This window comes from Embleya sp. AB8 (genome assembly GCF_049739465.1).
GTDB lineage: Bacteria > Actinomycetota > Actinomycetes > Streptomycetales > Streptomycetaceae > Embleya.
Genome location: NZ_JBMHHY010000001.1, coordinates 335510 through 358099, shown reverse-complemented (window position 1 = coordinate 358099; position 22590 = coordinate 335510). Strand labels below are relative to the sequence as shown.

Here is a 22590-nt window from a genome sequence, read left to right as displayed (position 1 = left end):
CACCCGTTCGAGGTACCCGAGTTGATCGTGCGGGTTCGGTCCGGCCGGGCGCGCCGGTGCGGCCGCGGATCGGGCGCGGGCCAATAGGGTCGGGCGATATGAGCGTGCTTGCGATCGATGCCGGGACCACCGGGGTGACCGCCCTCGTGGTCGGTCGGGACGGGGGCGTGCTCGCGCGCGGCTACCAGGAGTTCCAGCAACACTTCCCGCGCCCGGGCTGGGTCGAACACGCGCCCGAGGAGATCTGGCAGGCCACCCTCCAGGCCTGCCGGGAGGCGATCGAGGCCGCGCCGGAGCCGCCGAGTTGCCTGGGCATCACCAATCAGCGCGAGACCGCGTGTCTGTGGGATCGGCGCACGCTGGCCTCGCCCCGGCGTGCGATCGTGTGGCAGGACCGGCGCTCGGCGGCGATCTGCGCCGAGTTCGAGACGGCCGGACACGGGCCTCGCGTGGGTGAACTCACCGGCCTGCGCCTGGATCCGTACTTCACCGCGACCAAGTTCGCCTGGCTGGCCCGGCACGAGCCGCACACCTGGCGGGCGGTCGTCGAGGGCCGGGTCGCGCTCGGCACGGTCGACGCCTACCTGATCGCCCGGCTGACCTCGGGCCGCCGGCACGTCACCGATGCCTCGAACGCCTCCCGCACGCTGCTCTTCGACCTGACCACCGGCCGCTGGTCGGCCGAGCTGTGCGCGCTGTTCGGCGTGCCCGAGGCCGCGTTGCCCGAGGTGGTGCCCTCCTACGGGGTCCTGGACCGCACCGACCCGGCAACCTTCCTCGGCCTGGACATCCCGATCGCCGGAATCGCCGGCGACCAGCAGGCGGCCCTGTTCGGCCAGATCTGCCACACCCCCGGCGAGGTCAAGTGCACCTACGGCACCGGGTCGTTCGTACTGATCAACACCGGCGCCACGCCGGTCCGTTCCACCGCCGGCCTGCTCACCACGGTCGCGTGGGGCGCGCCCGACGGCTCGCTCACCTATGCCCTGGAGGGCTCGGTGTTCGTCACCGGCGCGGCCGTCCAGTGGTTGCGCGACGGCCTGGGCATCCTCGGCGCGGCCCGGGAGAGCGAGGCGATCGCGCGCACCGTCGCCGACTCGGGCGGCGTGGTGTTCGTCCCGGCGCTGACCGGTCTGGGCGCGCCCGACTGGGACCCGACCGCGCGCGGCACCATCCTGGGCCTGACCCGCGGCAGCACCCGCGCGCACCTGGTCCGGGCCACCCTGGAGGCGATCGCGTTCGAGGTCCGCGACGTGGTGGACGCGATGACCGGCGAGGCGGGATTGGCCCTGCCGGTGCTCAAGGTCGACGGCGGCGCCTCGGAGAACGGGCTGCTCTGCGCGCTCCAGGCGGATCAGCTCGGTGTCCCGGTGGAGCGGCCCCGGGTGCGCGAAACCACCGCCCTGGGCGCCGCGTTCCTGGCCGGCCTGGGCACCGGCGTCTGGTCCTCCACCGCCGAGCTGGCCACCACGTGGCGACTGGACCGGCGCTACACCCCCGGCACCCGCGACGACGCGGCGCACGCCCGCTGGCGCCGAGCCGTCGAACGGGCCAAGGGCTGGGAGCTGCCGGACAGAGCCTAGTCGTCCAGACCCTTCTCGATCGCGTAGCGCACCAGTTCCACCCGGTTGTGCAGTTGCAGCTTGTTCAAGGTGTTCTGGACGTGGTTCTGCACCGTGCGGTGGGACAGGAACAGCCGCTCGGCGATCTGCTTGTAGGACAGCCCCTTGGCGACCATCCGCAACACCTCGGTCTCCCGGTCGGTCAGCCGCGGCGCCGCCGGTCCGCCGGCCGCGTCCTTGCGCGGCGCGTCGCCGGCCATCCGGCGGAACTCGCCGAGCACCAGGCCGGCCAGGCCCGGGGTGAACACCGGATCGCCGACCGCGGTCCGGCGCACCGCGTCGACCAGTTCCTCCCGGCTCGCCGACTTGACCAGGTAGCCGGTCGCGCCCGCCTTGACCGCCTCGAGCACGTCCTCCTGCTCACCGCTCGCGGACAACACCAGGATCCGCACCGCCCGGTCGTGCCGGACCAGTTCGCGCGCCACCTCGACGCCGGGCAACGTCGGCAGGTGCAGGTCCAGGATCACCACGTTCGGCGAGGTGGCCCGGGCCCGGCGGACCGCCTCCGGGCCGTCCCCGGCGGTGGCCACCACGTGGTAGCCGGCCGCGGCCAGGTCGCGCGCCACCGCCTCGCGCCACATCGGGTGGTCGTCCACGACCAGCACCTTCAGCGGCGTCGCGGGCTCGCCCGTCGAGGTGCCCGTGCTCGTGTCGTTCATCCGCTCCCCTGCTGCCTCGGTACCCGGAACTCCAGCTCGGTGCCCTCACCCGCCACCGAGGACCACACCACACTGCCGCCCATGTCGCGCACCCGGCCCTCGATCGACTGGGCCACGCCCAACCGGCCCTGGGCCCGGGCGGCTTCGAGCCGGCCGGGGGCCATCCCGGGACCGTCGTCGCGAACGCTGACCACGATCTCGTCCGGCTCGTCCTCGACCAGGATCCACGCGTTGGCCCGCTCGCCGGCGTGCCTGCGTACGTTGTCCAGGGCCGCCGAGACCACCGCGGTCACCTCGCGCGCCGCCGGGGTGGGCAGCAGTACCGGCGTACCCGGCGCGGACACCGTCACGCGCGCGCCGGCGAATCCGCCGAGCAACACCCGCAGATCCTGCCGGGCCGGTTCGCCGTCCGCGCCGGAGCCGGGCAGATCGGCCGACTCGACCGGCGCGGGGGTGGCCGAGATCAGCTGGCGCAGCGCCACCTCCTGCTCGCCCGCCAACCTGCCCAGACCCGCCGCATCGCCGCCGATCTCCGCGCCTCGGCGCTGCACCAGGGCGAGCACCTGGAGCACGCTGTCGTGGATGTCCCGGGCCAGCCGCTCGCGTTCGCGGGTGGCCGCCTCCAGTTGCAGCGCCCGGGCCAGCGCCTGCTCGCTGACCCGGGCGATCTCGACCACGTAGCCGACCGCGCCGCCCGCGAGCAACAACAGCACGATGTTGTGCTGGTTGTCGGCGGTGAGCGCGCCGCGTTCGGCGATGTCGGCCGCGCCGATCGCCAGCGCGGCCAGCGAACCGGTCTTCCAGCCGCCCTTGATCGCGCAGGCGAGCACCGGTGCCGAGGACCACACGGTGGGCAGCGTCATCATCCCCTGGGCGACCCGCTCGGGCTGGTCCAGCCAGCGGGTGGCCAGCACACAACCGACCGCGACACACACGTCGACGACCAGCAACGGCGGTTCGCGAAACCCGGGGTTGCGGAAGCCGTACGCGGTCGCCGCCGTCCAGCCGACGAGCAGCGCCATGATCGCCCAGCCGCCGAGCGGATGGCGATACTCGGATGCCTCCTGGGCGTAGCGCGCGATCGCGTAGACCAGCGCGAGTATCCGAAAGACGGTCAGCGCCCGCCACAACGACTGCTCGACCCCCACACCGACCTCCGGTCAGCCGGCCGGCCGACCAAAGTCGCCCGGCTCGTCGGGCGACTCGCCGTTCGCCGCCTGCTCGGCCGCCTTGGCCGCCTGCCGGCGCGCCTCGTCGATGCGCTTCTTGGCGTCGGCCGCGTACATGTCCACGTATTCCTGGCCGGAGAGTTCCATCAGCGCGTACATGATCTCGTCGGTGATCGCGCGCAGGATGAAGCGGTCGTCCTCCATGCCCTCGTAGCGGGAGAAGTCCAGCGGCTCGCCGATCCGGATGCCCACCCGCATCACCTTGGGCACCACCTTGCCCGGCGGCTGGATCTTCTCGGTGTCGATCATCGCCACCGGGATCACCGGCGCGTGCGACTCCAGGGCGAGTCGGGCGATGCCGGTCTTGCCCCGGTAGAGCCGGCCGTCCGGCGAGCGGGTGCCCTCGGGGTAGATGCCGAACAGGTGGTCCTCGCGCAGCACCTTGAGCCCGGCGTTGAGCGCGGCCTCGCTGGCCCGGCCGCCGCTGCGGTCCACCGGGAGTTGGCCGACGCCCTTGAAGAACGCGGCGGTCAGCCGGCCCTTGACCCCGCGCCCGGTGAAGTAGTCCGACTTGGCCAGGAAGGTGATCCGGCGCGGCACCACCACGGGCAGGAAGAACGAATCCGAGAAGGAGAGATGGTTGCTCGCCAAAATGGCCGGGCCCCGGTCCGGGATGTGCTCCTGACCCTCCACCCAGGGGCGGAAGAAGAGCCTCAATACGGGGCCGACGATCAGTTTCATCAGCCGGTAGAACAACCCTGACCTCCTCCTCGGGACAGGACGAACCCTAGAGCATGCGTTCCGGCCCGGACCGTTGTCCGAGAGGGCTCGCGGGCCGGTGCGGAGGCGGGCCGCGCCGCTGTACGCATCGCGCACGCCCGTGGGACGATTCCGGAGCGGCCGGGTGTTAGGGGGTAGGAGGCGGAACCACTCGCCTCCCGACCCCGTTATGGAACCTGTACACCGCCGTCGTCCACCGGTCGCCAGCCCAGGCGGCGCCCGTCGGTCGGCTCGTCCCGCCCAGTCCGTCACCCGAAGGAGCCCGTTGGTGTCGATCCTGCCCGGCGCCGAGCCCGACCACCACGACGGCGGTCCGGTGGGCGTCCTGCTGTGCCACGGCTTCACCGGCACTCCGCAATCGTTGCGGCCGTGGGCGAGACATCTGGCCGCGGCCGGGTTGACCGTGTCGTTGCCGCTGCTGCCCGGTCACGGGACCAGTTGGCAGGACATGAACCTGACCACGTGGCAGGACTGGTACGCGACGGTGGATCGAGCCTTCGACCGGCTGCGCGAGCGCTGCGACACGGTGTTCGTGATGGGCCTGTCGATGGGCGGCGGGCTGGCCCTGCGGCTGGCCCAGCAGCACGGCGACGAGGTGGCCGGTCTCGTCCTGGTCAATCCGTCCGTGCAGGCCGACGACCCGAAGGTGCGGCTGCTGCCGGTGCTGCGGCACGTCGTACCGTCGGTGCCGGGGATCGCCTCCGACATCCGCAAGGAGGGCTCGGTCGAGCTGGCCTACGCGCGCACGCCGGTCCGGGCCGCCTATTCGCTGTCCCGGTTCTGGCGGGTGGTCTCGGCCGATCTGCCGCAGGTCACCCAGCCCGTACTGCTCCTGCACAGCCCGCACGACCACGTGGTCTCGCCCGCCAACTCGGAGACCGTGCTGGCCAAAATCTCGTCCACGGACGTCACCGACGTCCTCCTCAACGACAGCTATCACGTGGCGACGCTCGATCACGACGCGGAACGGATCTTCGCATCCAGCCTGGAGTTCGTACGCCGGCTCGCGCCGGACGCGCGGGCCCCGGAGACGGCCGAGAGGGACTGAACGAACGGTGCGCGGACGTGGCAACGGACTCGACGCGGAGTCCTTCAAGCCCCTGACCGACCTCGATCCCGAGGCGGCGGACGTGATGCTGGTCGCCCTGCGGGACGCGGGAGTCGCGGCATACGTCTCGACGTTGGAGCCCCGGGATCCGAACGAGGAGCCGGAGGAGATCGAACGCCTGTGGGTGGACGCGGCGGCGACGTCGCGGGCCCGGGCGATCCTGCGCTCGCTGACCGAACCGTCCGCGCCGCGCAGCCGGGCCAAGGAGACGGCGACCGGACCCGCCGACATCCCGCCGGTGGATCCGGCGCGCTCGGAACCGGCCGAGCGGGCGGAGCCCACCGAGTCCCGGCCGGCGGCCGAGCAGCCGGGCGAGGACGAGGTCTGGGCGCAGATCGTCGCGTCCTTCGACCACGAGGTGTCCGACCCGGTACCGCGCTGGCCGGTGGCCGAGGACCTGGGCGCCGACCGGCCGGACCGGGACGGCGCGGGCGACGGACCGGTGGACGGCTCGTTCAAGGTCGGGCTGCCGGCCGCCGCGGGTCCGCGCGACTACTCACTCGCGCCTCCCGGCCCGCCGGTGATCGACGAGTTGGCCGAGGACCCGGAGGAACACTTCGTACCGCCTCCGCCGCCCCCGCTGCCCAAGACCGACGCGGCCACCAAGATCGCGTGGATCGCACTGATCGGCGGCCCGCTCTACCTCCTGGTCTCGGTACTCCTCGGCCGCCCGGTCGGCCCCTGGACCTCCTTCGCCGCCTTCGCCGCCTTCACCGGCGGCTTCGTGGCCCTGGTCTCCCGAATGCGCCGAGACCGAGACGAAGACGACCCCGACGACGGCGCAGTGGTCTGACCCACCACCAGGCCCACCAACCACGCCGGCCCCCGAGCCGGCGCACAAGGCCACCACAACCAACCCACCCGAGCCCGACCCCACAGCCGAACCACTCGGAGCAACCAACCCAGCCCGTCCGGCGCTTGAGGACAACCCAACCCGGCTGCCGACACGACACCGCAGCCAAACCCGCCCGGGGCGGCCAAACCCAGCCCGTCCGGCGTCTGAGGACAACCCGGACAGGCCACCGACACGACACCGCAACCGAACCGCCCGGGGCAACCAACCCAGCCGATCCGGCGCTTGAGGACAACCCGACCAGGCCGCCGACATGACACCGCAGCCAAACCCGCCCGGGGCGGCCAAACCCAGCCCGTCCGGCGTTTGAGGACAACCCGGCCAGGCCACCGACACGACGCCGCAGCCGAACCGCCCGGGGCAACCAACCCAGCCGATCCGGCGTTTGAGGACAACCCAACCCGGCTGCCGACACGACACCGCAGCCAAACCCGCCCGGGCGGCCAAACCCAGCCCGTCCGGCGCTTGAGGACAACCCGGCCAGGCCACCGACACGACACCGCAGCCAAACCCGCCCGGGCCAACCAACCCAGCCCGTCCGGCGCTTGAGGACAACCCGGCCAGGCCACCGACACGACACCGCAGCCAAACCCGCCCGGGCCAACCAACCCAGCCCGTCCGGCGCTTGAGGACAACCCGGCCAGGCCACCGACACGACACCGCAGGCAACACCGTGTCGGCCGAACCGAGTTCGGGACCGGTACCGAGGGAACATCCCGCCACCTCCGAACGCACCGGCCCGGTACCTTCCTTGCGTGGACGCGGATAACGAGGGACGCCTGATCGGCGGACGCTACCTGCTCGCCGATCGACTCGGCCGAGGCGGCATGGGCGCGGTCTGGCGCGCTCGGGACCAGGTCCTCGGGCGTGAGGTGGCGGTGAAGGAGATGTTGCCCCCACCGGGCTCCGACGAGGCCGAACGAGCCCGACTGCGCGAGCGCGCCGCCCGCGAGGCGAGGGCCGCCGCACGGCTGAGCCACCCCTGCGTGGTGCGCGTCTACGACGTGGTCGAGGAGGACGATCGGCCGTGGATCGTCATGGAGTTGGTCCCCTCCCGCTCGCTCGCCGAGGTGATCCGCGAGGACGGCCCGATGGCCGCCGACCGAGTCGCCGAGATCGGCCTGGCCATGCTCGACGCACTGCGCACCGCCCACGCCGCAGGCATCCTGCATCGCGACGTCAAACCGGGCAACGTACTGATCACCCCGAACGACCGCGCCGTGCTCAGCGACTTCGGCATCGCGATGGTCGAGGGCGACTCCTCGGTCACCCTCACCCAGTCCGGCGTCGTCCTCGGCGCCCCCGCGTACATCCCCCCGGAGCGCGCTCGCGGCCTGAACCCCACCGCCGCCTCCGACCTGTGGTCACTCGGCGCGACGCTCTACGCCGCGGTCGAGGGCAAGGCCCCGTTCGAGCGCTCGACCCCGCTGGCCACGCTGACCGCCATCGTCAGCGAGGAGGCCGCCCCCGCGAAGCACGCCGGCGCCCTCGACCCGGTACTGCGCGCGCTGTTGGCCCGGGACCCGCAGGAGCGGCCCGACCCCGCCGAGGCCGAGGCGATGCTGCACGACGCACTGCGCGAGATCCGCGCGGAACAGGCAGCCGTCCGGGCGGAGCCGCCGACCTCACCGCCGCCGCTGCCACCGCCGGCCACCGAGCCGCCCGCAGACGAAATACCCCGGGACGACGCGGAGTTGATCTCCCCGCTCGTCCCCCCACCCGGAAAGCCCGGGAAGCCCGGAAAGCCCGCCAAACCCACCAAACCCACCAAGCCGACCCGCGCCTTCCCCCGACTGCGCCTCCCGGTCACCCTCGCCGCCCTCGTGGTCTTCGGCGTCGCGGTCGGCCTGATCCTCTTCCTGATCGCCCCCAACGACGACAAGACCCCCACGGCGCAGCAGTCGAGCAACACCGACTCCCCCACCTCGCACATCGACCCGCCGCCCCCGCCGCCCACCGCCTCGACCGGCGCGACCACCCCCACGACAAACGAACCGAGCCAACCGCCCCCGAGCACGCCACCGGCACAGCGCGACCCGGGCACGCCCCCCGCGCAGACCACACCGCAGACCGGGACACCCCCGGCCGACCCCAACACCCCACCAACCGGCTGGACTTCGTACACCGGCGGAACCACCGGCTACCGGCTCGCCCTGCCACCCGGCTGGACCAAGGCCAAAACGGTGGACAGCCAGGAGTTCTTCACCAACGCGGACCACACGCTCAAGCTCAACGTGGACACCATCGCCAAGTCACCCGGCGACCCGGTCCAGGACTGGCGGGACCTGGAGCCCCAGTCGCGCGGCAGCTTCCCGAACTACCGGCGGCTGAGCATCGACAAGGCCACCTATCGCGATTACCCGGCCGCCGCCTGGGAGTTCACCTACGGCAGCACGACCACCCGGCACGTACTCAACCTGGGCTTCACGGTCCCCTCGGGTCGCGGCTACTCGCTCTACCTGGACACGCCCGAAGCGGTCTGGAACGACCCGGCGACCCAGGACCTGCTCGCCGGCTTCAAGGCGAGCTTCCAGCCCTGACCCGCCGTCAGGCGACCGGCACCCGCAGGGTGGCCAGCACCGGACGGTGCTCGGCGGCGGCCGCGTAGTCGGCGTCGCCGATATCGTCCGGGACCCCGCAGCCGAGCACCTCGATGTCCTCGGACGCGAACACCCCGTCGAGCCGGCGGCCCGGATCGCGGCGCGGCGCGGTGAACTCCGAGCCCTGCGGCGCGACCACGTACCCGTCCCGCAACTCCCCGGCCAGCCGGTCCCACCCGGGACGCCCCGCCGGCTCGCCGAAGTCCCCCGCCAACACCCGGTGTTCCGGGCCGAGTTCGGCCAACCGGCGAAGCACCACCTCGGCATGCCCGGCCCGCTCGGCCGCGTCCAGCCCCAACCGGGTCCCGGCCACCGCGAATTCGGCGCCGCCGACCTCGACCACCGCGGCGACCATCGCCCGCTGCCGCAGCCCCGGTGTCCTCGGCAGCAATACGTCGTGGGTCCGGCGCACCCGCACCCGCAGGTCGCCGAGCAGCAGTTGGCCCGCCGCGGTGCCGCCGCCGGTGATCACCACCAGGCCGCACTCGCGCGCGAATTCGGCCGCCGCGTGCCGCCAACGCAGGAACCGCGGCGCCTCTTGGACGCACAGCAGGTCCGGCGCGCAGTGCCGAACGATCCGCACCAGCGCGTCCCGATCGTCGCGCAGCGAGCGCACGTTGTACGACATGACCCGGATCTCACCCGTACCGGCCGGCATCAGGACCCCCTTGCCCGATTCGAGCCGCCCGGCCCGAACCACGATCGACCTGCTTGTCCGCCCACCCGACCCCCGGGCGGCGATGATCCGCGCCGGGGCGCGGCTTCGCCCACCCAAGCGGATGGGGGAAGACACGCCCTGCGTCGCAGTGCGTACGTTCAGTGCCGGGCCAGGTCGGCCGCGCCGACCAGACCCGCGTCGCTGCCCAGCGTGGCCATCACGACCTCGGCGCCCAGTCGGTGGCCGCGGCGCAACACGCCGCGGTAGGTCTCCAGGGCCGGGACGAGCAGCAGGTCGCCCGCGTCCGAGACGCCGCCGCCGATCACGAACGCCGCCGGATCCAATACGGCGGACAGATCGGCCAGCCCCTGGCCGAGCCACGTGCCCACTTCGCGGAAGGCGGCCAGCGAGACCGGGTCGCCGAGCAGCGCGGCCTGGGTCACATGCGGACCCTGGACGCCGTCGGGGGTTCCGTCGCCGAGCGCGAGCAGCTTCTCCGCCCCCTCGGGCATCCCGGCCGCGCGGTCGCGCGCGTAGCGGGTGAGCGCACTGCCGCTGGCGTACTGCTCCCAGCAGCCGTAGTTGCCGCACGGGCAGGCGAGGCCGCCCGGGACCGCGCGCATATGTCCGGGCTCACCCGCGATCCCGCCGCCGCCTCGGTAGAGCTCACCGCCGAATACGATCGCGCCGCCGATCCCGGTGCCCACGGTCACGCACATCACGTTGGTGTGCCCCGCCGCCGCGCCGAACCGGACCTCGCCCCACGCCGCCGCGTTGGCATCGTTCTCGACCACGACCGGGAGGCCGATCAGCGCCTCCATCCGGTCCCGCAGCGGCTCACCGACCCACGCGCCGACGTTGGCCGAGAACAACACGGTCGAGCGGTCCGCCCCGATGAAACCGGCCGCGCCGAGCCCGACCGCCTCCACGACGTGGTTCTGCCGCAGGGTGTTGACCGCCTCGGCGATCACCTGCGCGGTGCCATCGGCGTCCTTGGGGGTGGCGACCTTGAGCCGATCGAGGATCACCCCGTCGGCATCGACCACGCCCGCGAGGATTTTGGTGCCGCCGATGTCGACACCGATCGTGAGTCCCATGTCGTCCCAAGCTCGTTCGCGTGCATTGCCCGCAACGGATCGTACTGGTCCCCTTCCCGAGCCCGGCCCACCCGTACGCCCGACGACCAGCAGCCCGACAGCTCGCCCGCACCCGCCTGCGCGCTATTCGTCGTCGAGCCGGATCCGCTCGGTCTCGGCCGGCTTGGCGGCCCATCGGCGTTCCCGGTCGCCGACGAAGGCTCGGAAGGCGGCGGCCAACTCGGAGCCGGCGGCAGCGAACTCGGAGCCCGCGGCGGCCAGATGCGCGGCCACCTCGGGATGCCGGCGCACCATCTGCTCGCGCACCGCGCCCGCCTGCTCGACCAGCGCCTCGGCCAGCCGCCGCGCCTCCTCCGCCAACCGCGCGGCCGGCGCGTCGTCCCCCCGGTCGGCCCCGGTGAGCGATTCGGCGAGCCGCCGGGCCTCGTCGCCGAGCCGCCCCCACGGATCGCCCCGCTCCGTCCGCTCACCCTCCGTGCCCGTCCCCGCCGTCGGCACCTCGTCCGCACCGGCTGCCCACGCGTCGGAGCCCTTGCCGCTGTCCCGCTCGTCTGGATCCATCCGACGCATTCTGCGCGGTCCCGAAGCCCGAAGCGAACCCGGCACCGGGCCGGCGCCCCGCGGTCCGACGGCGGCCGGGCATCCCCTATACGGCGGGCTCGGCCGCCCGCCGCGCCCCGGCCTCCACCGGCTCCGGCTCGGGCATCGGCGGCAGGTGCACGTCCCGGATCGCCCGACCGGCCCGCCACAACCGCCGCGCGGAGAGCACCGTCGCCGCCACGAGCAGCCCGTTGCGGGCCCCGAGCACGAGCACCGCGTGTGGCCGGCTGCGCAGCACCTCGCCGAACCAGATCGGGAATTCGCACAGGGTCAGCGGCATCGCGCAGAGCAGCAGCAGCGCCACCGGCCGCTGGGTGGTGTCCCGACGCAGCAGGCACACCGCGGCCAGGCCGATCAGCCAGACCAGGTATTGCGGGCTGATCACCCGGCTGGTCACCACGAAGATCAGTACCGCGCACAACGCCGCGTCGCACGCCGTCGCGGCGGTGAACCGCCGGACCCGGATCCGCCACAGCAGCAGCCATCCGAAGCCGAGCGCGCTGGCGAGCATGCTGAGCCCGCCCACCACGCCCACGTACGGACCGTGGAACTCCAGCGATCCGTAGCTCTCCTGCACGTGCCCGCTCCAGCCGCACCAGGTCGCCACATGGAAGGGCAGCGCGAACACCGACTCGACCTCGATCCCGCGTTCGCGCTGATAGTCGAGGAAGGCGAACGCCCCCGGCAGCGCGAGCACGAAGCCGAGCACCACGACGGCGGCGCCGAGCAGCGTCCAGAGGTAGACCCGGGCCAGCCGGCTCCACCCGCGCACCCCGACGAAGATCAGTACGGGCCACACCTTTATCGCCGCCGCCACCCCCGCCAGGAGACCCGCGAGCCGGTGCCGGTCGGTACGCCGCCCGCCGATCAGCACCAGCGCGGCCACCGTCGGCGCGGTCACCGCGAGGTCGTAGCGGGCCAGGATCATCGGCCCGAGCAGCGGCACCGCCAGCACCCACAGGGCCGCGCCGTACGGTGAGTCGCCGCGCCGGATCCCCCGGGCCAGCAACCAGACCACGATCGCGTCGGACGCGACCATCGCCAGGTAGACCGACGTCGCGTAGTCGAACGGCAACAACCCGGGCAGCAGCAACACCCCCGCCGCACCCGGCGGATACTGCCAGCGCACGTCGTCCACCGGGAAGGTCCCGGAGCGCAACACGTGGTACCACTCGCGGTAGATGAACCTGGCGTCGCCGGTCACGTACGGCCACGGATCGGGCAGCACGTCGGTGACCATCAGCAACAGCACCATCCGGGTCAGCACCCAGCCGAGCACGATGGTCCACAGCGCACCGGACGGGGTGCGGAGCGGGTTCCGAAGGCGTTGCGACAGCGGATGGCTCACCGACGGATCGTATAGCCGCGCTCCGCCAAGCCGCGCTCCGCCAAGCCGCGCTCCGCGCGGCACTCTTTGTTGCCGCGCTTCGCGCGGGGGCGGCTGCGCCGCCGGGCGGCCTCCGGCCGCTCTTCTCGCTGCGCTCGTCGATCACCACACGATCGAGTCGTGGGCGCTGACGCGCCGACGGGCGACCGGATGCGCAGCAGCCCCATGGGTACGGCGTGGCCGGGTCGTGGGCGCTGACGTGCCGGGGGGTGCGGCTCTCGGCGGAGGCCCGCCTCGGATCCACAGCCCGTCCACCCGCTCCCGCGCGGCCATGCCGTGGGCTTGCCGGACCGGAGCAGGCCGCTCACGAGCACCTGAACCCCCAGCCGTCGACGCGCACGGGGCCAAGCACACCCACACCACGTCCACACCACACCCACGCACGGGACGCCAAAACCACCCCGCCCGGTCTGGGATGCTCGATCGTGATGAAGACCTTGATCGTCACCAACGACTTCCCGCCCCGGCCCGGCGGCATCCAGTCCTTCGTGCACTCGATGGCGCTGCGGCTGCCGGCGGACGGCGTGGTGGTCTACACGTCGTCCTGGAAGGACCGGGCGGAGATGGCCGCGTTCGACGCGGCGCAGCCCTTCCCGGTGGTCCGCGACCGCACTCCGATGCTGGTGCCCACGCCCGGTGCGGTGCGCCGGGCCCGGGAGATCGCCCGCGCCGAGGGTTGCGACACGGCCTGGTTCGGCGCGGCGGCCCCCCTCGGCCTGATGGCGCCGCGGTTGCGCGCGGTCGGGGTCGAGCGCCTGGTGGCCACCACGCACGGGCACGAGGCCGGCTGGGCGGCGCTGCCGGGGGCGCGGCAACTGCTGCGGCGGATCGGCGAGGGCGTGGACACCGTCACCTACCTGGGCGAGTACACCCGGGCCAGGATCGCCCCCGCGCTGACCCCGGCGGCCGCCGCACGGATGGTGCAACTGCCGCCGGGGGTGGACGAGAAGGTGTTCCGCCCGGGGGTCGGCGGCGCCGAGGTACGGGCCCGGCACGGGCTCGCCGATCGCCCGGTGGTGGTGTGCGTGTCCCGCCTGGTGCCGCGCAAGGGCCAGGACGTACTGATCGAGGCGCTGCCGCGGATCCGCCGCCGGGTGCCGGACGCGGCGCTGCTGATCGTCGGCGCCGGACCGTACCGGGACCGGCTGGAGGCGCTGGTGGACCGGGTCGGGGTGCGCGACTCGGTGGTGTTCACCGGCGCGGTGCCGTGGGCCGAGTTGCCCGCGCACCACGAGGCGGGCGACGTGTTCGCGATGCCGTGCCGGACCCGGCGCAAGGGCCTCGACGTGGAGGGCCTGGGGATCGTCTACCTGGAGGCGTCCGCGGTGGGCCGGCCGGTGGTGGCGGGCGACTCGGGCGGTGCGCCGGACGCCGTGTTGCCCGGCGAGACGGGCTACGTGGTGGACGGTCGTTCGCCGGCGGCGGTCGCGGACCGGGTGGCGCAGGTGTTGGCCGATCCGGACCTGGCCGCCCGGATGGGCGCGGCGGGGCGGGCCTGGGTGGAGCGGGAGTGGCGCTGGGACCTGCTGGCGGGGCGGCTGCGCGGGCTGTTGGCTCCGGCCGCCGGTCGGTGACGATCGAGGGCGGCGGTCCGCTCGGGCCGCCGCCCTCGATCGTCGTCGATCGCTCAGCTCTCGTAGATCTTCTCGATGTCCTGCTCGAAGTCCTTGAGCACCAGGTTGCGCTTGAGCTTGAGGGACGGCGTCACATGGCCGCTCTCCTCGGTGAAGTTGATGGTCAACACCCGGAACCTGCGCACCCCCTCGGCGCGCGAGACGGCCTTGTTGCCCTCGTCGACCGCGTCCTGGACGGCGGCCAGCAGGTCCGGGTCCTCGGCCAGGTCGGCCACGGTGGCGTCGGCGGGCTTCCCGTGTTGTTCCTTCCAGGTCGGGAAGGCCTCCGGGTCGATGGTGATCAGCGCGCCGACGAACGGGCGGCGATCGCCGACCACCATGCACTCGCTGATCAGCGGGTGGGCCCGGATCCGGTCCTCGATCACCGCGGGGGCGATGTTCTTGCCGCCGGCGGTGACCAGGATCTCCTTCTTGCGTCCGGTCACGGTCAGGAAGCCGTCGTCGTCCAGGACGCCGATGTCGCCGGTCCGGAACCAGCCGTCCTCGAACGCGTCGGCGGTGGCCGCGTCGTTGTTCCAGTAGCCGGTGAACACGTTCGGGCCCTTGGCCAGGATCTCGCCGTCCTCGGCGATCCGTACCGCCGAGCCCGGCACCGGCCGACCCACGGTGCCGATCCGGATGCCCTGGTCGGGGTTGACCGTGTGCGCGGCGCAGGTCTCGGTCAGGCCGTAGCCCTCCAGGACGGTGAAGCCGACGCCGCGGAAGAAGTGCCCGAGCCGGGTGCCGAGCGGCGCGCCGCCGGAGATCGCGTGGGTGGCCTGCCCACCCAGCGCCGCGCGCAGTTTGCCGTAGACCAGCCTGTCGAACAGCTTGTGCTTGAGCTTGAGTCCCAGGCTGATGCTCGCCGCGTCCAGGCCCTCGCTGTAGGCGATCGCGGTCTCCGCGGCCAGGTCGAAGATCTTGCCCTTGCCGTCGGCCTGCGCCTTCGCCGAGGCCCCGTTGTAGACCTTCTCGAACACCCGAGGCACCGCGAGCACGAAGGTCGGCTGGAAGGACGCGAGTTCCTTGGTCAGGTCCTTGACGTCCGGACAGTGCCCGATCCGCACGCGCGCCATGACGCAGCCGATCTCCAGGATTCGGCCGAGCACGTGGGCCAGCGGCAGGAACAGCAGACAGCTCGACTTCTCCGGCATGAACAGCCGGTGCAGGAGCGCGACCACGTTGCCCAGTTCGGCCTGGAAGTTGCCGTGCGTGAGGATGCAGCCCTTGGGCCGCCCGGTGGTGCCCGAGGTGTAGATGATGGTGGCGACCGAGTCGGCGCGCAGCGTCGCGCAGCGCTCCTCGACTGCGGTGTCCGCCACCTCGCGCCCGGCGGCGACCAGCGCGGGCACGGCGGCCTCGCCCTCGCCCTCGTCGATCCGCCACACGTACTTCAGCTCGGGCAGCCGCTCGCGTGCCCGGTCGACCGCGCCCTCGTGCGCGGCGTTCTCCACGATCACCGCGCGGGCGCCCGAGTCGGACAGGATCCACTCGATCTGCTCGGCCGAGGAGGTCTCGTAGACCGGCACCGAGATGCCGCCGGCGCACCAGATGGCGAAGTCGAGCAGGGTCCACTCGTAGCGGGTGCGCGACATCAGGGCGATCCGGTCGCCCGGCTCCAGGCCCGTCGCGATCAGGCCCTTGGCCACCTCGTAGACCTCGGCCAGGAATCGGGTCGAGGTCACATCGGTCCAGCGTCCGCCCACCTTGCGGGCGAACGCCGCGGCGTCCGGCGCCTCCGCGGCGTTGCGCTTGATGAGGTCGGTCAGGTTGCCCTCGGCGGGAACCTCGGCCAGGGCCGGGACGCTGCACTCGCGCACTGATGCTCCTCGTTGCGGTCTCGGCGCCGGGATCCGGCGCTGCCGTTTGCCGTTGTCTGTCTTGCCGCTGTCTGTCTTGCCGCTGTCTGTCTTGCCGTCGTCGGTATTGCCGTCGTCGGTATTGCCGTCGTGGGTATTGCCGTGGTCCGTGGTGTCGCTCGTGCGTGTTGCCGCTTTTCCGTGTTGCCGATGTCCGGATCGCCGATGTCCGGGTGTCCGCCGTCGGGGTGACCGCCGTCCGGGGCGCCGCCGCCCGGTGTGCGGCGACGGGGGCAGACGTTACTGGCAAGTAGGTCCGTGGGACAGGGGTCGTGAGGATCCTGTGCCCCGTCTCACGCCTCGGGCAAGCCCGGGCCCGGATCGAGTGGCTCCCGTCCGGACGTCGGCGGTACATCCGTCCCGATTCGGCCGTGCATGTCGAGAGTATCGATTCGTCGTGGACCCGGGTGTGACGGAGACAACCCCCCGGTGACGTCGGTTTCGGTTCGAGCCCGTCAGTACAGTGACCGGCATGCGGGTCCACGTGGTGAGCGACGTGCACGGCGCCGCCGAGGCACTCGCCCGCGCGGGCGACGGCGCCGACGCTCTGGTGTGCCTGGGCGACCTGGTGCTCTTCCTGGACTACCACGATCTGGACCGGGGCATCTTCACCGACCTGTTCGGCGTGGAGAACACCCGGGCCCTGCTCGCACTGCGCAACGCCCGCCGGTTCGCCGAGGCCCGGGCGTTCTCCGGCTCGTTGTGGGCGGGGGTCCCGGGCGGCGCCCGAGCGGCGATCGAGGCGGCCGTCCGCCGGCAGTACGCCGCGCTGTTCGCGGCCTTCCCGACCCCCACCTACGTCACCTACGGCAATGTCGACGTGCCCGACCTGTGGCCGGATTACGCGCGCGAGGGCGTCACCGTGCTCGACGGCCAGGTGGTCGAGATCGGCGGCCGGACCTTCGGCTTCGTCGGCGGCGGACTGCGCACCCCGATGCACACGCCGTACGAGATCTCCGACGAGGAGTACGCGGCCAAGGTGGCCGCAGTCGGTCGGGTCGACGTGCTGTGCTGCCACATCCCGCCCGCCGTGCCGGACCTGACCTACGACGTGGTCGCGCGCCGGTTCGAGCGCGGCAGCGAGGCGGTGTTGCGGGCGATCCACGAGACCGGCCCCGACCTGGTGCTGTTCGGTCACGTGCACCAGCCGCTGCGGGCCCGGATGCGGATCGGCCGCACCGAATGCGTCAACGTGGGGCATTTCCAGGCCACCGGGAAACCGTACGTCCTCACCTGGTGAGCCGGTGCCGCGTACCCGCAGGTCGGGCACGATAGCCTTCGAGCGAAGCGTTGTATTCATGTTTGTTCATCACGGCTACGCGAGCTTCCGGAGGACTCCTCACGATGGCTGAACGGACCAGCTCGACCATCACGATCGACGCCACGCCGGCCGAGGTGATGGCCGTCATCGCGGGGTTCGAGGCCTATCCCGAGTGGACCGGCGAGGTCAAGGAGACCGAGGTCCTCGAGGTCGACGACACGATCGGGCGCGCGGTGCGCGTGCGGTTCAAGCTCGACGCGGGCGTGATCAGCGACGAGCACGTGCTCGGCTACACGTGGGACGGCGACCGCGAGGTGCGCTGGACCCTGGTGACCAGCCAGATGCTCAAGGCGCTCGACGGGCGCTACGCGCTGAGCCAAGTCACCGGCGGTGGCACCGAGGTCACCTACGAGCTGACCGTCGACGTCAAGATCCCGATGTTGGGCATGCTCAAGCGCAAGGCCGAGAAGGTCATCATCGACCGTGCCCTGACCGGGCTCAAGAAGCGCGTCGAGGGCTGATCCGACGGTGACCCGGGTCCTGCTGGTCACCGGCCTCCCCGGGGCCGGCCGCACCACGGTCGCGGCGGCGACGGCGGTGGCCGCCGCGCGGGCCGGGCGCCGCACCCTGCTCCTGGCCGCCGACGGCACGCGCGACGTGGACACCGTGCTCGATGTGCCGGTGGGCGCCGATCCGTTCGACGTCTCGCCCGGGCTCACCGTGCAGCGGGTCGCCGTGCGATCCGAGTTCGAGCGCGAATTCCTGCTGGTCCAGGGCCAGTTGGGGGCGGCGCTCGGGGTGGTCGGGGTGGATCCACTGGACCGCGAGGAGATCACCGTGTTGCCCGGCGCGGGGGACGTACTCGCGCTGCGGGTGCTGGCCCGGGCGGTGGACTCGCGGCGCCACGACCTGATCGTGGTCGACCTGCCCGCCGCCGAACGCGCGGTGCCGATGCTCGCGCTGCCCGAGGGGCTGGCCCGCTACCTCGGCCGGCTGCTCCCGGTCGAGCGGCAGGCGGCCCGGGCGCTGCGGCCGGTGCTGGCCGCGGTCGCGGGGGTGCCGATGCCCGAGGACTGGGTCTACGACACGGCACGCCGGGTGACCGCCGAACTGGAGGTGCTGCGCGCGCTGTTGGGCGCGCCGACCACGACGGTCCGGGTGGTGGTCCGGCCCGGGACGGTGGCGCTGGCGGCGACCCGACGGGCCGCATCGGCGCTGGCGCTGTACGGGCACCGGATCGAGGACGTGATCGTGAACGGGGTCGGCGCGGCCGACTCGCCCGACCCGACGGTGCGTTCGCGCGCCGAGGTGGCCCGGGAGACGGTGGACGCGCTGTGCGCACTGTTCCCACGAGTCCCCCTCGGACAAATCCCCACGCTGCCCACCGAGCCCCTCGGCGCCGCCGAACTCGCGGACGTGGCGGCCCACTTCGGCCCGGTGAGCACAGCCGGCACGCCGGCCGACGAGCACCCGATCGAACGCGACGGCGAACGCCTGATACTGCTCCTCCCCCTCCCCGGCACCGACCGCGACGACCTGGACCTGCTGCGCCGAGGCGACGAACTGGTGATCACGGTGGGCCCCAACCGCCGCCTGCTCACCCTCCCCTCGGCCCTGCGCCGCTGCACCATCGAAGGCGCCGGCCTCCGCGACGGCACCCTGAGAATCCGCTTCCTCCCCGACCCGGCCGTCTGGATCCGCACCCCGCAATAGCGGTCGGACCCACGCGCGGCATCGCGACGCGCCCACCACAGGCCCGCAGCGCACCCCGACGCGCCGACCGCGCGCCTGTGCGCAGTCGGCGATCGACACCACACTGGGACGTGTACCGGGACAACACACAACGGAGGCACGCCCCATGGCGGCGACGTTCAAGACACACATCGGCGGGGCCGTCGTCGAACTGCCCGCGACCGTCCGGACGATCCGGGAATCGTTGCCCGACGAGTGGCACAAGGAATTCAACGAGGCGGTCGAGGACTGCCCGGCGAACGAACTGTTCGCACTGCTCGCGAAGTGGGCACTCAAGCCCACCACGGCCGAGGAGGAGGACCGCGCCGTATTCGAGATGCTGGAGCGCCGCGAACGGGAGTTCGTCGAAGAGAAGCGCCGAGAGTTCGAGGCAGGCGGGCCGGGATGAGCCATCGCATCGAGTACACCCCGGACTGCGACAAGATCCGTTCGCGGCTCACACCGGCGCAACGTGCCGACCTCGACTCCGGCATGGCGGCCATCGCCAACAACCCGTACGGGTGCGGATCGAGCGCGACCTACTCGCAGGACCGACGTGAGGCAACGCTCGGACGCAGCATCTTCGTCGTCTACCAGGTGTCGGCGAGGCAGTTGCTCGTGACCGTCGTCCGCATCCAACCCGGCCCGTAACGCCGTTCACCGGATCACCGCCGGCGAGCGGCTCGTCGCCGGCGGTGGACATCCTGTCTCCCCGACAAGTGCCCACCACGACCTACTCCTTCGGGTACAACCGCTCCCAATCCCGCGCGAGAGCGACCCGCTGGACAACACCCTCCACACCCGCTCCCCCGACCCGACCACCCGAACGCGCCCACCGCCCCCCGGCGCTACCCCTTCGGGTGCAACCGCTCCCAGTCCCGGGCAAGCGCGATCCGCTCCGGTGCCGACGGGTGTGACGCGAAGAGGGCCTGGAGGATCGGGTTCGGGGTGACGTTGGAGCGGTTGGCCACCGCGAGACTGTGTTGCATCCGGATGAAGGCATCGGGATCGCGCGTCAGATCGAGCGCATGCACGTCCGCCCGGGCCTCCAACCGCCGACTGATCAGCATCTCGCCGGGCCCGGCGAGCGTGCCGAACAGCGCCACCACCGCCAACAACAGCGCCAGCGAGCGCGGATCGCCCGCCCCGTCCGCACCGGCCCGGCGCAGCAGCGGCGACCACGTCATCAGCAACCCGAGGCCGCACACCCCCGCCGCCAGCGCCGCCGCGCCGATCAGCGTGCCGTGCAGTACGTCGTTGCGCTTGGCATGCCCCAACTCGTGCGCCGCGATCAGCTCCACCTCGCGCGGATCCGCGTCCCGCACGGTCGTGTCGTAGACCACGATCCGCCGAGTCGAACCGAACCCGGACACATACGCGTTGAGCGCCGTGGTCCGCCGCGACGCGTCCGCGACCAGGACGTCCTGTACCGGCACCCCGTCCCGCTCGGCCAGTTGCAACAACGACGTGCGCAGCGGCCCGTCCGGCATCGAGTGGAACCTGTTGAACGCCGGCTCGACCACCAGCGGATACAGGAACGAGATCGCCACCACGAGCAGCGCCCCACCGCCCGCCGCGAGCAGCCAGCCGGCCCGCGGCAGCGCGCGGATCAGCGCGTACAACCCGAGCACGACGACAAGGAGCAACCCGGTGGACATCGCGAAGCCCTTGGCCAGGTCCGCCCACCAACTCCCCCACGTCTGCACGGACAACCCGTACCGCCGCCGGACCACCTCCAGCCGCGCCGCGAACGGCAGGGTGGCCAGCCGGCCGATCAGCACGAGGACCAGGCCGCCGAGCAGGATCCGCCACGCCCACCCACCACCCAGCGGCCGGGCCACCGCCTCGATGATCCGGGCGCCGACCGGGGTGAGCCCGAGCACGAGCGAGATCACCAGGGACAGCGCCATGGACAGGTACGCCGGCGGACGCGCGGCCCGGGCCAACGAACGTCCCCGCGCGATCTCGGCCGTGGTGAAGTCCCGGGCCGCGTCCGGGTGGGTGAACCCGCCGGGCGGCGTCGGCAGCGGACGCCACGGCGTGGTCACCGCGATCGCCACCAGCAACACCACACCCGTGCAGACCAGGCAGATCAGCAACAGCCGTTGGACCGACATGCCCGCCGTGCCCCCGTCATCCGGCCTGCGTCCGCAGGTAGTCGAGCCAGGTCTTGGTGAACGCGTCCGGCGCGGCGCCCAGGACGGACACCATCGCCGACGCGAGCGCCGACGCCGAGTCGGGCGCGCCGACCCCGGGCGGCCGTTCGGCGCCGACCGTACGGTACAGCTCGACCAGCTCGGCCTGCCCCCACCGCTCGGCGATCAGCTTGCAGGCCAGCCACCCCATCTCGTACGCCTGGGGCAGGTCCTCCTGCGTGGTCTCGAAGCTCGCGTCCGTCGGCAACTGCGCCGGCACCTTGCCCGCCTTCACATCGCGGCGCAGCTCGGGCGCGGCCGTGCGCATCGTCTGCGCCGAATCCAGATAGCCGATGTAGTCCGCGAAGCCCTCGGACAACCAGGTCGGCGTCCAGGCCCGGGTGAACGCGCGGCTCGCCACGTGGGTCAGCTCGTGTGCCATCACCACGCGCCGCTCCAGATCGCCCAGCTCGTGAAACGCGTCCGGATTGACGATCACCCGGTCGGCGGCGGCCGCGTCCGCGGCGGCGCCGCGCTCGCCCGTGGTGACCGCGGCGATCTTGGTGTACTTGCTCGGTTCGGCGCCGAGCAGCCGGGCCATCTGGGCCTCGGTGCCGGGCACCACGACCACCGCCCGCCCCGGCCAGGAATCCCCCCACACCGCGCCGACCTGCGGTACCGCCTTGTCCGCGATATCCGCGAAGTCGTGCAGCGCGGTCCGGGTACCGATGCCGAGCACCGTGCTGTGCGCGCCCTGTACGACGGTGACCGGGCCCAGGTCCCACACCTGTGCGGGGGTACGCATCCCGACCGCGGCACCGTCCGAGTCGGCGGTCAGGTACCACGCCCCGGAGCGCAGTACGAAGGTCAGGTATTGCGGCACCCGCACCGGGGCCGCGTCGTGTCCGGTGATCCGGTAGAGCAGGTCGACCTGCGCGGTGAAGACGGGCGCGCCGAGGGCGCTCTTGCGCGTGGCAGGGAGTTCGAACGCGTCGGGCGTGACGATCTCGTACTCCCACCCGGCGAACGGCACCTCGGCCATGTTGTCGAAAACGCCGGCCTGGGCCTGACGAAACGCCGGGTTCTGCGGGTCGAGGGTGTTCGCGAGCGCCTCGCGGTCGCGGGTGAGGAAGGCGCCGGCCCGCCGCTCGAGCAGTGCGCCGATCGCTATCCGGCGCGCGTTCGCGTGTTGCTCGCCGCCGTCGCCCGCCGCCTGGCCGGGACCGCCCGATGCGCCGGAGTGCGCTCGCGGGGGTGCGTCGGTGACCGTGTCCGCGACGAAGCCGGTGACCCCCAGGACGGCCCCGAGCTGGGCCAGCGCGCACACCACGACCAGAACGGGCAGCAGGCTGCGGATCCGGCGCGCGGCCCGATTCGGGTCATCCACGTGGTCGATCGTAACGTGGCCGCGCCCGACACCCGGCCCGAACCCGGACCGGGGCTGCGGCAAATGTGTGG

20 protein-coding genes are annotated in these 22590 nt (G+C 72.6%); 10 read left to right on the top strand and 10 right to left on the bottom strand.

The annotated features are described in order from the left end of the window. Window positions 1-98: 98 nt before the first annotated feature. Entirely contained in the window at window positions 99-1583 is a 1485-nt protein-coding gene (gene glpK / locus ABIA38_RS01490; protein WP_424636492.1) for a glycerol kinase GlpK, read from the top strand. Here the strand turns inward: glpK and ABIA38_RS01485 are convergent. The 3 genes from ABIA38_RS01485 to ABIA38_RS01475 are packed head-to-tail and all read right to left on the bottom strand — an operon-like array spanning window position 1580 to window position 4206. Next, window positions 1580-2281, bottom strand: a complete 702-nt coding sequence (locus ABIA38_RS01485; protein WP_424636491.1) for a response regulator — start codon at window positions 2279-2281, stop codon at window positions 1580-1582. The genes glpK and ABIA38_RS01485 overlap by 4 nt on opposite strands. Then, window positions 2278-3429 (bottom strand): MacS family sensor histidine kinase, encoded by a 1152-nt coding sequence (macS, locus tag ABIA38_RS01480; RefSeq protein WP_424636490.1) that lies wholly within the window; start codon window positions 3427-3429, stop codon window positions 2278-2280. Before macS ends, ABIA38_RS01485 begins: the two co-directional genes overlap by 4 nt. 12 nt (window positions 3430-3441) lie before the next feature. Beyond that, the gene (locus ABIA38_RS01475; RefSeq protein ID WP_424636489.1) at window positions 3442-4206 is read right to left on the bottom strand and encodes a lysophospholipid acyltransferase family protein; all 765 of its coding nucleotides are present in this window, start codon (window positions 4204-4206) and stop codon (window positions 3442-3444) included. Between the two features lie 292 nt (window positions 4207-4498). Between ABIA38_RS01475 and ABIA38_RS01470 the strand changes: the two genes are divergently transcribed. From ABIA38_RS01470 to ABIA38_RS01460, 3 genes are all read left to right on the top strand, one after another. Beyond that, the gene (locus ABIA38_RS01470; RefSeq protein ID WP_424636488.1) at window positions 4499-5278 is read left to right on the top strand and encodes an alpha/beta hydrolase; all 780 of its coding nucleotides are present in this window, start codon (window positions 4499-4501) and stop codon (window positions 5276-5278) included. Between the two features lie 7 nt (window positions 5279-5285). Further along, entirely contained in the window at window positions 5286-6131 is an 846-nt protein-coding gene (locus ABIA38_RS01465) for a hypothetical protein (protein WP_424636487.1), read from the top strand. A gap of 815 nt (window positions 6132-6946) precedes the next feature. Next, window positions 6947-8731, top strand: coding sequence for a serine/threonine-protein kinase (locus ABIA38_RS01460; protein WP_424636486.1), 1785 nt, complete (start codon window positions 6947-6949; stop codon window positions 8729-8731). Window positions 8732-8738: 7 nt separating this feature from the next. On the opposite strand, the gene ABIA38_RS01455 is transcribed toward ABIA38_RS01460, so the two are convergent. From ABIA38_RS01455 to ABIA38_RS01440, 4 genes are all read right to left on the bottom strand, one after another. After that, complete coding sequence (locus ABIA38_RS01455; protein WP_424636485.1) at window positions 8739-9449, bottom strand: endonuclease/exonuclease/phosphatase family protein; 711 nt, start codon at window positions 9447-9449, stop codon at window positions 8739-8741. A 158-nt stretch (window positions 9450-9607) separates the two neighbouring features. Next, entirely contained in the window at window positions 9608-10546 is a 939-nt protein-coding gene (locus ABIA38_RS01450; protein ID WP_424636484.1) for an ROK family glucokinase, read from the bottom strand. Between the two features lie 123 nt (window positions 10547-10669). After that, window positions 10670-11107, bottom strand: a complete 438-nt coding sequence (locus ABIA38_RS01445; protein WP_424636483.1) for a DUF5304 family protein — start codon at window positions 11105-11107, stop codon at window positions 10670-10672. Between the two features lie 85 nt (window positions 11108-11192). Then, a complete protein-coding gene (locus ABIA38_RS01440; protein ID WP_424636482.1) occupies window positions 11193-12494 on the bottom strand; it encodes a glycosyltransferase 87 family protein in 1302 nt (433 codons plus the stop codon). A 467-nt stretch (window positions 12495-12961) separates the two neighbouring features. Between ABIA38_RS01440 and ABIA38_RS01435 the strand changes: the two genes are divergently transcribed. Further along, entirely contained in the window at window positions 12962-14107 is a 1146-nt protein-coding gene (locus ABIA38_RS01435; protein ID WP_424636481.1) for a glycosyltransferase family 4 protein, read from the top strand. 53 nt (window positions 14108-14160) lie between these two features. On the opposite strand, the gene ABIA38_RS01430 is transcribed toward ABIA38_RS01435, so the two are convergent. Beyond that, window positions 14161-15966 carry an AMP-dependent synthetase/ligase gene (locus ABIA38_RS01430; protein WP_424636480.1) on the bottom strand — a complete coding sequence of 602 codons (1806 nt, stop codon included), beginning with the start codon at window positions 15964-15966 and terminating at the stop codon, window positions 14161-14163. A 511-nt stretch (window positions 15967-16477) separates the two neighbouring features. Between ABIA38_RS01430 and ABIA38_RS01425 the strand changes: the two genes are divergently transcribed. The 5 genes from ABIA38_RS01425 to ABIA38_RS01405 all read left to right on the top strand — a co-directional run bounded on the left by ABIA38_RS01425 (window position 16478) and on the right by ABIA38_RS01405 (window position 19648). Then, complete coding sequence (locus tag ABIA38_RS01425; protein WP_424636479.1) at window positions 16478-17245, top strand: metallophosphoesterase family protein; 768 nt, start codon at window positions 16478-16480, stop codon at window positions 17243-17245. A gap of 104 nt (window positions 17246-17349) precedes the next feature. After that, window positions 17350-17787: an SRPBCC family protein gene (locus tag ABIA38_RS01420; RefSeq protein WP_424636478.1), complete on the top strand. Its 438-nt coding sequence runs from the start codon at window positions 17350-17352 to the stop codon at window positions 17785-17787. A gap of 7 nt (window positions 17788-17794) precedes the next feature. Further along, on the top strand, window positions 17795-18979 hold the full coding sequence (locus ABIA38_RS01415) for an ArsA family ATPase (protein WP_424636477.1): 1185 nt from the start codon (window positions 17795-17797) through the stop codon (window positions 18977-18979). 145 nt (window positions 18980-19124) lie between these two features. Further along, window positions 19125-19406 carry a hypothetical protein gene (locus tag ABIA38_RS01410; protein ID WP_424636476.1) on the top strand — a complete coding sequence of 94 codons (282 nt, stop codon included), beginning with the start codon at window positions 19125-19127 and terminating at the stop codon, window positions 19404-19406. After that, complete coding sequence (locus ABIA38_RS01405) at window positions 19403-19648, top strand: hypothetical protein (protein WP_424636475.1); 246 nt, start codon at window positions 19403-19405, stop codon at window positions 19646-19648. The genes ABIA38_RS01410 and ABIA38_RS01405 overlap by 4 nt, the downstream gene beginning before the upstream one ends. Before the next feature lie 197 nt (window positions 19649-19845). On the opposite strand, the gene ABIA38_RS01400 is transcribed toward ABIA38_RS01405, so the two are convergent. Beyond that, window positions 19846-21114, bottom strand: a complete 1269-nt coding sequence (locus ABIA38_RS01400) for a M48 family metallopeptidase (RefSeq protein WP_424636474.1) — start codon at window positions 21112-21114, stop codon at window positions 19846-19848. Between the two features lie 16 nt (window positions 21115-21130). Next, window positions 21131-22519 carry a hypothetical protein gene (locus ABIA38_RS01395; RefSeq protein WP_424636473.1) on the bottom strand — a complete coding sequence of 463 codons (1389 nt, stop codon included), beginning with the start codon at window positions 22517-22519 and terminating at the stop codon, window positions 21131-21133. Window positions 22520-22590 lie beyond the last annotated feature (71 nt).

What these genes read in the sequence shown, in the direction of transcription:
- glpK (WP_424636492.1), top strand. Translation starts at nt 99, where the DNA reads ATGAGCGTGCTTGCGATCGATGCCGGGACCACCGGGGTGACCGCCCTC.
- ABIA38_RS01485 (WP_424636491.1), bottom strand. Translation starts at nt 2,281, where the DNA reads ATGAACGACACGAGCACGGGCACCTCGACGGGCGAGCCCGCGACGCCG.
- ABIA38_RS01455 (WP_424636485.1), bottom strand. Translation starts at nt 9,449, where the DNA reads ATGCCGGCCGGTACGGGTGAGATCCGGGTCATGTCGTACAACGTGCGC.
- ABIA38_RS01450 (WP_424636484.1), bottom strand. Translation starts at nt 10,546, where the DNA reads ATGGGACTCACGATCGGTGTCGACATCGGCGGCACCAAAATCCTCGCG.
- ABIA38_RS01445 (WP_424636483.1), bottom strand. Translation starts at nt 11,107, where the DNA reads ATGGATCCAGACGAGCGGGACAGCGGCAAGGGCTCCGACGCGTGGGCA.
- ABIA38_RS01435 (WP_424636481.1), top strand. Translation starts at nt 12,962, where the DNA reads ATGAAGACCTTGATCGTCACCAACGACTTCCCGCCCCGGCCCGGCGGC.
- ABIA38_RS01425 (WP_424636479.1), top strand. Translation starts at nt 16,478, where the DNA reads ATGCGGGTCCACGTGGTGAGCGACGTGCACGGCGCCGCCGAGGCACTC.
- ABIA38_RS01420 (WP_424636478.1), top strand. Translation starts at nt 17,350, where the DNA reads ATGGCTGAACGGACCAGCTCGACCATCACGATCGACGCCACGCCGGCC.
- ABIA38_RS01410 (WP_424636476.1), top strand. Translation starts at nt 19,125, where the DNA reads ATGGCGGCGACGTTCAAGACACACATCGGCGGGGCCGTCGTCGAACTG.
- ABIA38_RS01405 (WP_424636475.1), top strand. Translation starts at nt 19,403, where the DNA reads ATGAGCCATCGCATCGAGTACACCCCGGACTGCGACAAGATCCGTTCG.
- ABIA38_RS01400 (WP_424636474.1), bottom strand. Translation starts at nt 21,114, where the DNA reads ATGTCGGTCCAACGGCTGTTGCTGATCTGCCTGGTCTGCACGGGTGTG.